Below are 7,807 nucleotides of genomic sequence, written 5' to 3'. Positions count from 1 at the left end.
ACCGACACCCCCGGCTCCGGCCACTCGTCGGCCCCCGGCAACCGCGACGACGGTACGTCCGAGCGCGGACGCACGGACAGCGGCAGCCCCAGCGAGTCGGCCGACTCCGGCGAGGAGAACGACGGCCTGCTCGGTGGCGGCACAGGCGGCCTGCTCGACCCGCCGAAGGACACCGGCACCGCCTCCCCGCCGACGGGCGACAACACCCTGCCCGCCGAGCCGGACGTCACCCTCCCGCCCCTCCTGCCGGGCCTCCTCCCCGGCCTGGGCATCGAGGGCGAGGACGCCGACTGAGCCGGTGGGGGTGCCCCTCCCCGCGTTGCACAGGGAGGGGCGCCCCCACCGACGTACCGGCGCACGTCAGAAGAACACCGACCTCCGCTGCACCAGCAGCTTGTAGAGCGTGTGCTGAATCTGCTCCCTGACCTGGTCGGTCAGGTTGAACATCAGCATCGGGACCCATCTACACCGCCGGCCTCGCACCGCTGCGCGGGCTTCGACCGGCTGCGCCGGACTCCGTCCGCCGACCCCACCCTCCCGGCGCGAAGCACCGCACGTCAGAAGAACACCGACCTCCGCTGCACCAGCAGCTTGTACAGCGTGTGCTGAATCTGCTCCCTGACCTGGTCGGTCAGGTTGAACATCAGCATCGGGTCCTCGGCCGCCTCCGGCGGATAGCCGTCCGTCGGGATCGGCTCACCGAACTGGATCGTCCACTTCGCCGGCAACGGCACCGCACCCAGCGGCCCCAGCCACGGGAAGGTCGGCGTCAGCGGGAAGTACGGAAAGCCCAGCAGCCGCGCCACCGTCTTGGCGTTGCCGATCATCGGGTAGATCTCCTCCGCCCCGACGATCGAGCACGGGATGATCGGCACACCCTGCCGCAGCGCCGTGGACACGAAGCCGCCGCGGCCGAAACGCTGGAGCTTGTAGCGCTCGCTGAACGGCTTGCCGACGCCCTTGAAGCCCTCCGGCATCACCCCGACCAGCTCGCCCTGACCGAGCAGCCGTTCGGCGTCCTCCGCACAGGCCAGCGTGTGCCCGAGCTTGCGCGCCAGCTCGTTGACCACCGGCAGTACGAACACCAGGTCCGCCGCCAGCAGGCGCAGATGCCGGTCGGCCGGATGATGGTCGTGCACGGCGACCTGCATCATCAGCCCGTCCAGCGGCAGCGTCCCGGAGTGGTTGGCGACGATCAGCGCGCCGCCCTCGGACGGGATGTTCTCCACGCCCTTCACCTCGACCCGGAAGTACTTCTCGTACACCGGGCGCAGCATGGACATCAGCACCTGGTCGGTGAGTTCGGCGTCGTAACCGAAGTCGTCGACCTCGTAGTCGCCGGTGAGCCGACGGCGCAGGAAGGCCAGACCGCCCGCGATACGCCGATCCAGTCCACTGCCCGCGTCCTTCGCCTGCGGCTCGGGCGCCCCGGACGACTCGGGCGACTCAGGCGTCACCGGCACATCATCCTGCGCGGCCCCCCGCACCGGCAGGGGCTGCACCTCACGTACCGGCACCGAATCCGCCGCGCCCTTGCGCCGGCTCCCCGCGCCGCGGCGCCGCGCCGGGCGCTGGGCCGCGTTCTGGCCGCTCCCCCGCGACCGGTCGTCGTCGAACGGAATGACCTTGGCGTCCGCCATCGTTGATGCGCTCCTCAGTTGGCGCTCTGCGTCGGGAGGTGGCCACTGCCCCGCAAGGACAGCTCCGCGATCCGGTCGACGGCCCCCGCGAGGGCCTCGGGCGGCAGCAGCCCGCCACCGCGACCGCGCGCGAAGTCCGCGAACGCCTCGGCCGTCGTGTACTTCGGCCGGAAACCCAGGGTTTCGCGCATCTGCGTGGTGTCCACCGCCCGCCCGTGGGTGAGCAGCCGGATCTGCTCGGGGGAGAAGTCCGTCATCCCCAGCGTACGCACGAGAGAGCCCGCCCAGGTGACCGCGGGCAGCAGCAGCGGCACCGTGGGACGGCCCAGCCTGCGCGAGCACTGGGAGAGCAGCAGGACACCGTCACCGGCGATGTTGAAGGTGCCGCTGTTCAGCGTGCCCCGCCGCGGCTCGTGCGAGGAGATCCGCAGCACCTCGATCACGTCGTCCTCGTGCACGAACTGCAACCGCGGGTCGTAGCCGAACACCGTCGGCAGCACCGGCAGTCCGAAGTACGAGGCGAGCGGCGTGTCCGCGCTCGGACCGAGGATGTTGGCGAACCGCAACACGGTCACCGCCACGTCCGGCCGACGCCGCGCGAACCCCCGCACGTACCCCTCGACCTCGACCGCGTCCTTGGCGAAGCCGCCGCTCGGCAGCGACTTGGGCGCGGTGGTCTCGGTGCAGACGGCCGGATCACGCGGCGCGGACCCGTAGACGTTCGTACTGGACTTCACCACCAGGCGCTGCACGGTCGGCGACTTCTGGCAGGCACCGAGCAGCTGCATCGTGCCGATGACGTTGGTCTCCTTGACCGACGTACGGCTGCCGCTGCCCAGCGGCGTGCCCGTGACGTCCAGGTGGACGACCGTGTCGGCGCCCGTCTCGGCGAGGATGCGCCCGATGGCCGACTGCCGGATGTCCGCCTGGACGAAATCCGCGCCGCCCAGATGATGCTCCGGCGCGACGGCGTCCACGCCGACGACCCGGTCCACATCGGGATCACGCTGGATGCGCCGCACGAACCGGCCCCCCAGCTGACGGGCCACTCCGGTCACGAGTACGACCTTGCCCAAGATCAGCGCCTTCCTTCCGCCCTACTCCGTAGCCTGCCGGGTTCCCCGTCCGCGGGCCAACTTAGCCGGTCGGTGTCGCACTGTGATGACCGCCGGATGCAGCAAGTGACGAGAATTCGCGGTCGTACGCGTCCTCGGATCCCGGATACGACTGTGGCCCCCCACCGGATGCGGTGGGGGGCCACAGGACACGCTGACGGCGCAGCGTCGCTTACTTCTTGTTGCGACGCTGAACGCGCGTGCGCTTGAGCAGCTTGCGGTGCTTCTTCTTGGCCATCCGCTTGCGCCGCTTCTTGATAACAGAGCCCACGACTACCCTCGCTCACTTCTCATCACTCGGTTGGTGAGCGCCATGGGCCCACACGACCTACGAGGGGCTAGCCTACCCGCCCGAGCGCTGAGGTCGTAATCGAGGTCGTCAGGCCGTTTCCACCCCCACGTAGCTCTCGCGGAGGTACTCGTGAACCGCTTGCTCCGGGACGCGGAACGACCGTCCCACCCGGATCGCGGGCAGATGACCGCTGTGCACCAACCGGTACACGGTCATCTTGGACACGCGCATCACCGAGGCGACCTCCGCCACGGTAAGGAACTGAACCTCGTTCAGAGGCCTTTCGCCAGCTGCAGCCATGACACACCTGAACCTTCCGCACTCGACGGCCACCGGCTTCCCCTTCCGGTGACTCTTCGTCGCTGCGTGCTCACTCCCCAATGTAGGGGCGGGTGATGCGAATGGGGAAGAGGTGCACCCATCGCTTCCCTACCGTGACAGACACGCCCGATTGAGTACGTAGCGGGTAAGCGGCCGGTAGTACTCGGACCGCACGGCGTCATCAAGTGGAACGGCGACGGACACGGACCCCTCCGCCTCACCGACGAAGAGCGCGGGATCGTTCGTATCGGCCGGCCCGACCGCCTCGAAACCCAGCTGACCTGCACCGCAGACCCAGCCGTGGTCCCCGATCACCAGCTCGGGGAGCGGCCCGCCGGCATCGGCCGCGGCGGCCAGCGCGGTACGAACCGGGAGCGGCGAATGCGTGTGTGCGCCGGGCTCACCACCGGCGCGCCCGGCGCCGGGTTCCCGCACCAACGCGACTCCCCGGACGTAGTCGAGGTTGTACGTGCGTAGACCGAACCGGGTCGTTATGTCGACACAGTGACCCTGCGCCGGGGTGAGGACAGCACATCCCGCCGCCGACAGCGCCTCGGCCAAGGCGGCGTAGAAGCCGAGCAGCCGGTGGGGGTGCCCGGTGCCGAGGAGGACCGGTCCGCGACGCTGAGCGACCGCGGCGAGCCGACCGGCGAAGGCGTCCAGGGCGGCCAGTGTCCGGTCGGGATCAATCACATCCCGGCCCGAAGTGTCGTGCGGATCGGCCGAGACCCCGCACCTCTCCGCCATCAGCCCGAGCAGTTCCCGCTGCCCCCACTCCCCCGCCGGGTCGATCCCGATCAGCACCCGCGGATCCCGCGCGGCGAACAACCGGTAACTCCGCAGACTCACCTCCCGTGAAGTCGCCACGACCCCGGCAAGACGAACGTCCAGAAGATGAGCCCGGAGAGCTCGACGGGTCAGCACAGAAACGATGCTGCCGGGTCCTCCCACCTCCGGACCGGGGAACTCGGGAACTTACCCACGACCGGCGTAACACCCCCGCGCCCGCAGCTGCGGGCAGTCGTGCCTCCCCCAGTGCCTGAACGGCCTGGGAGGTACCCCCAGGGGCGGCACGGGTGGGCGCAGCGGCACCCCGCAACGCCGGGCAGCGACACCCACCCCCGGCCCGCACCGGCGCCGGGTCACCACAAACGCCGGACCACAAATCCCACAGTCCCGTCACACCAAACGGCACCGCCCGTCAAGCCAAAAGCCCCCGCAACGGAAACACCGCCCGCCGAGCCGCCACCACCGCCTGATCCAACCGATCCGCAGGGTCGTACCCCGCCTCCCACGACGCCCACCCCACCGGCCACCGCCCATCAGTCATCCGCATCGGCCCGAGCTGCCGCGTCCGCGCGAACACCTCCTGCCGCCACCCCTCCGGAATCACCGTCTCCGGCTCCACCGGCCGCCCCGCCGCGATCCCCACCAGATGCGTCCACGACCGCGGCACCACATCCACCACCGCGTATCCCCCGCCCCCCAGCGCCACCCACCGCCCCCCGGCGTACTCGTGCGCCAGCTCATGACACGCCACCTGCACCGACCGCTGCGCGTCCAACGACACCGCCAGATGCGCCAGCGGATCCTCGAAGTGCGTGTCCGCACCGTGCTGCGTCACCAGCACCTGCGGCCGGAAGTCCGCGATCACCTCCGGCACCACCGCGTGGAACGCCCGCAGCCACCCCGCGTCCCCGGTCCCCGCCGGCAAGGCGACGTTCACCGCCGACCCCTCCGCACAGTCCGCCCCGGTCTCCTCCGGCCACCCGGTCTGCGGGAACAGCGTCCGCGGGTGCTCGTGCAACGACACCGTCAGAACCCGCGGATCCTCCCAGAACGCCGCCTGCACCCCGTCCCCGTGGTGCACGTCCACATCCACGTACGCGACCCGCTCGGCCCCCAGCTCCAGCAGCCGCGCGATCGCCAGCGCCGCGTCGTTGTACACGCAGAACCCCGAAGCAGCGCCCGGCATCGCATGGTGCAGCCCGCCCGCGAAGTTCACCGCGTGCAGCGCGTCACCGCGCCACACCGCCTCCGCCGCCCCCACCGACTGCCCGGCGATCAGCGAGGACACCTCGTGCATCCCCGCGAACGCCGGATCGTCGATCGTCCCCAGCCCGTACGACCCGTCCGCCGACCCCGGATCCACCGACGCCGCCTTCACCGCGCCGATGTAGTCCTCCCGGTGGACGAGCCGCAGCGTCGACTCCCCGGCCGGCCGCGCCGCGACGACCTCCACCTCACGGTCGAGCCCCAGGGCACCGATCAGTCCTCGCGTCAGGGCGAGCCGGACCGGATCCATCGGGTGATCCGGGCCGAAGTCATACCCCGTTACTGCCTCGTCCCACATCAGCTGTGCGCGGCCGCTCATGCCCGCCACCGTATCGGTCATGTTGAGCCTCGAACGACCGGGCGTACACGACCGTCACCAGCACCAACACCATCGGTACGAGCATGGCCCCGCGATAGCTCCAGGCATCGCCCAGCGCCCCCACCAACGGCGAACCGATCAGAAAACCGACGTAGTTGAAGACATTGAGCCGCGCCACGGCAGCATCGGACGCCCCAGGACGGCCGTCCCTCTCCGCGGCAAGCCGCCCCGCCGCCGCGAACGTCTGCGGCACCAGCACGCACAACCCCAGCCCCAGCAACATGAACCCGAGCATCCCCACCCAGGCCCCCGGCGCCCCCGCCACCACGGCGAACCCTCCAGCCGCCACAACAGCCCCACCCCGCACCACCGACACGGCCCCGAACCGCCGCACCCCGAAGTCCCCTACGGCACGCCCCACCAGCGTGGTCACCATGTACACGTTGTACGGCACAGTGGCCAGCTGCTCCGAACTCCCCAGCACGTCCTGGAGGTACTTCGCGCTCCAGTTGGAGACGGTCGAGTCCCCGATGTACGCGAACGTCATCACCAGACACAGCGGCAACAGCACCTTGAAGCCGACGCCCGCGCCCTCCCCCTTCCGCGCCCCTTCCGCACCGGCCGCTCCGCCACCGGCCTCCCCGTCGACGTACCACCGGCTGCCCACCAAGGCGGCCGGCACCAGCACCACCACCACCGGCAGATACGACACCCACAGCGCGAGATCCCAGTGCGCCCCCACCCAGGCCAGCGAGGCCCCGAGAATCCCGCCCAGGCTGTACGCCGCGTGGAACCCCAGCACGATGCTGCGCCCGTACGAACGCTGCAGGCTCACCCCGAGCATGTTCATCGACGCGTCCAACGCGCCCACGGCGAGCCCGAAGACGGCCAGCGCGACGGCCAGCACCGCCACCCGGTCCCCCGCCCCGACACCGAGCAGCGCCAACAGCACCACTGGCTGGGACCAGCGCAGCAACCGACTCGGCCGCACCCGCCGCACCAGGCGCCCGGTCACCACACTCCCCACACCGGCCAGAATCGGCACGGCGGCCAGAAAGACGGGCAGCAGCGCGTCGGAGACGCCGTACCGGTCCTGGATGGCCGGGATGCGCGTGACGAGCAGAGCGAAAGCGACGCCCTGGGCGAAGAAGCCGAACGCCAACGAGACCCTGCCGCGCCGCAGCACATCAGTCATGGCGGCGAGCGTAGAGCTCCGGCTTACCCATGGGTAGATCCAGCCAAAGATGAATTCGGCTCAGCTCTGTTCAGTTCTGTCAGCGCACCAGCAGATCGGCCAGTTCCCCCATGCCGCCGAAGAGCCGGGTCGCCCCGGCGAGCTTCGCCGCCGGCGTCATCGCGGTGAACCCGTACACATCCATCCCGGCCGCGACAGCCGCCCGCACACCGAGCGGACTGTCCTCGATCACCACACACCGCCCCGGTGCGACCCCCATCCGCTCGGCGGCATGCAGGAACAGATCCGGCGCCGGCTTCCCCCGCCCCACGTCCTGGGAACTGAAGATCCGCTCGTCGTCGAACCACCGGTCCAGCCCGGTCTTCCGATGCCCCACCCGAATCCGCTCATGACTCCCGGACGAGGCCACGCAGTACGCCACCCCATCCGCCGCGAGCTTCTCGAGCACACCGACCGCCCCGGGCACCGCCTCCAGGTCCCGTTCGAAGGCGGCGAACACCCGCCTGTGGAAGACGTCGTCGAAGTCCTCGGGCAGCCGCCGGCCCGTCCGCTCCAGGATCAGGTCATGAACCCGGTGCATCGCGGCACCCATGTAGTCCCGAAGGGAGTCGTCGTACGACGTCGGGTGCCCCAGCTCGGTCAGATAGCCGGACAGGAGCCGATTGGAGATCGGCTCACTGTCGACGAGGACGCCGTCGTTGTCGAAGATAACCAGGTCGTAGCGCATACAAAGACAGTAAACTCGACCGTAAACGCAGAAAACCCCGCACCGTTCCCGGTGCGGGGTTTCCTTTGAATGATTGTTCGGCGGCGTCCTACTCTCCCACAGGGTCCCCCCTGCAGTACCATCGGCGCTGTAAGGCTTAGCTT

8 protein-coding genes and 2 pseudogenes are annotated in these 7,807 nt (G+C 70.0%); 1 reads left to right on the top strand and 9 read right to left on the bottom strand.

What is annotated here, in order from left to right:
* Positions 1 to 294 (top strand): annotated as a pseudogene (locus tag ACFCZF_RS40445) (hypothetical protein); the annotation flags it as partial.
* A 66-nt stretch (positions 295 to 360) separates the two neighbouring features.
* Here ACFCZF_RS40445 and ACFCZF_RS40440 read toward each other — a convergent pair.
* The 9 genes and pseudogenes from ACFCZF_RS40440 to ACFCZF_RS40400 form a co-directional block, all read right to left on the bottom strand.
* Positions 361 to 456: pseudogene (locus tag ACFCZF_RS40440) on the bottom strand (glycerol acyltransferase); the annotation flags it as partial.
* A gap of 101 nt (positions 457 to 557) precedes the next feature.
* Positions 558 to 1,640, bottom strand: a complete 1,083-nt coding sequence (locus tag ACFCZF_RS40435; protein ID WP_376675922.1) for a lysophospholipid acyltransferase family protein — start codon at positions 1,638 to 1,640, stop codon at positions 558 to 560.
* A 14-nt stretch (positions 1,641 to 1,654) separates the two neighbouring features.
* A complete protein-coding gene (locus tag ACFCZF_RS40430) occupies positions 1,655 to 2,716 on the bottom strand; it encodes an NAD-dependent epimerase/dehydratase family protein (RefSeq protein ID WP_376675921.1) in 1,062 nt (353 codons plus the stop codon).
* 211 nt (positions 2,717 to 2,927) lie between these two features.
* On the bottom strand, positions 2,928 to 3,026 hold the full coding sequence (locus ACFCZF_RS40425) for a 30S ribosomal protein bS22 (RefSeq protein WP_003948845.1): 99 nt from the start codon (positions 3,024 to 3,026) through the stop codon (positions 2,928 to 2,930).
* Between the two features lie 108 nt (positions 3,027 to 3,134).
* Positions 3,135 to 3,347, bottom strand: coding sequence for a helix-turn-helix domain-containing protein (locus ACFCZF_RS40420; protein WP_004984898.1), 213 nt, complete (start codon positions 3,345 to 3,347; stop codon positions 3,135 to 3,137).
* A gap of 129 nt (positions 3,348 to 3,476) precedes the next feature.
* Positions 3,477 to 4,292 carry a phosphatase gene (locus ACFCZF_RS40415; RefSeq protein WP_375922161.1) on the bottom strand — a complete coding sequence of 272 codons (816 nt, stop codon included), beginning with the start codon at positions 4,290 to 4,292 and terminating at the stop codon, positions 3,477 to 3,479.
* 277 nt (positions 4,293 to 4,569) lie between these two features.
* On the bottom strand, positions 4,570 to 5,742 hold the full coding sequence (locus ACFCZF_RS40410; protein WP_376675920.1) for an acetoin utilization protein AcuC: 1,173 nt from the start codon (positions 5,740 to 5,742) through the stop codon (positions 4,570 to 4,572).
* Entirely contained in the window at positions 5,693 to 6,937 is a 1,245-nt protein-coding gene (locus tag ACFCZF_RS40405; protein ID WP_376675919.1) for an MFS transporter, read from the bottom strand. The genes ACFCZF_RS40410 and ACFCZF_RS40405 overlap by 50 nt, the downstream gene beginning before the upstream one ends.
* A 79-nt stretch (positions 6,938 to 7,016) precedes the next feature.
* On the bottom strand, positions 7,017 to 7,664 hold the full coding sequence (locus ACFCZF_RS40400; protein ID WP_376675918.1) for an HAD family hydrolase: 648 nt from the start codon (positions 7,662 to 7,664) through the stop codon (positions 7,017 to 7,019).
* Positions 7,665 to 7,807 lie beyond the last annotated feature (143 nt).

The sequence above is a fragment of the Streptomyces sp. NPDC056296 genome (assembly GCF_042268605.1).
GTDB lineage: Bacteria > Actinomycetota > Actinomycetes > Streptomycetales > Streptomycetaceae > Streptomyces.
The sequence above is the reverse complement of the archived record's forward strand: the minus strand, read 5'-3'. Positions and strand labels throughout refer to the sequence as shown.

Coding starts and splice junctions, on each gene's coding strand:
- ACFCZF_RS40435 (WP_376675922.1), bottom strand. CDS start 1,640: ATGGCGGACGCCAAGGTCATTCCGTTCGACGACGACCGGTCGCGGGGG.
- ACFCZF_RS40420 (WP_004984898.1), bottom strand. CDS start 3,347: ATGGCTGCAGCTGGCGAAAGGCCTCTGAACGAGGTTCAGTTCCTTACC.
- ACFCZF_RS40410 (WP_376675920.1), bottom strand. CDS start 5,742: ATGAGCGGCCGCGCACAGCTGATGTGGGACGAGGCAGTAACGGGGTAT.
- ACFCZF_RS40405 (WP_376675919.1), bottom strand. CDS start 6,937: ATGACTGATGTGCTGCGGCGCGGCAGGGTCTCGTTGGCGTTCGGCTTC.
- ACFCZF_RS40400 (WP_376675918.1), bottom strand. CDS start 7,664: ATGCGCTACGACCTGGTTATCTTCGACAACGACGGCGTCCTCGTCGAC.